Source organism: Pseudanabaena sp. SR411 (genome assembly GCF_002251945.1).
GTDB lineage: Bacteria > Cyanobacteriota > Cyanobacteriia > Pseudanabaenales > Pseudanabaenaceae > Pseudanabaena.
Map to the genome: position 1 here is coordinate 1 of NZ_NDHW01000010.1, position 758 is coordinate 758.

Below are 758 nucleotides of genomic sequence, written 5' to 3' on the forward strand. Positions count from 1 at the left end.
GATTGTTAGAGGTTGGAGAAATTACCACCGCTTCTGTAAGATGAACGGTTCAAGAAACTCGTTATATTACATCCAATTCAGAGCATTCAAGGTCTTTAACAAGGAATTTAAGCAAGATCGCTATTCTTGTAGGAAATTACTAGATACAGCATTTCCTGCTATTCCCTACTCCGAAAACAGACACAGCAACGTCCAAGGAGATAAATCTCCCTACGATGGCGATATTGTCTACTGGAGCGAACGTAACAGTAAGCTCTACGATGGCACGACCTCTAAAGCCCTTAAAAAGCAAAACCATTCATGCAAAACTTGCGGATTAAAATTCGTAGGTGATGAAAAAGTACATCTACATCATGTAGATGGAAATCATAATAATTGGAAGCCTACAAACCTTGTAGCAATACATGAAAGCTGCCATGATTATCTTCACATGAGCAAAAGCGCAAGCTAAGAATATCGGGAGCTGGATACACGGAAACGGGTACGTCCAGATCTAACAGAGAGGGGCTAGGGACAATACCCTACCTCGACTCTACCAAAGGGCTAGAAAAGTTTGTGGCGGTTCCACCGATTCATTGTGCGGAGATGGTGGCGACCCAAGTGCATACTTTTATGTGCAGAAAGTTTTAGTTTTATTAGAGCCTACATTCCGCTCGTAATGGAAGGGTAAAATAATTACCGAAAATCAAAATCATCGAAAATCAAAAAAGAGGAGGTAAATATTAATACAGAGATGAAAGTATCGAATCTAGACCATC

The 758-nt window shown here is 40.5% G+C and carries 1 protein-coding gene; it reads left to right on the forward strand.

The annotated features are described in order from the left end of the window. Positions 1–451 (forward strand): HNH endonuclease (locus tag B9G53_RS27815; RefSeq protein ID WP_141211649.1); only part of this gene is annotated, 451 nt, incomplete at its 5' end. Between the last annotated feature and the right edge of the window lie 307 nt (positions 452–758).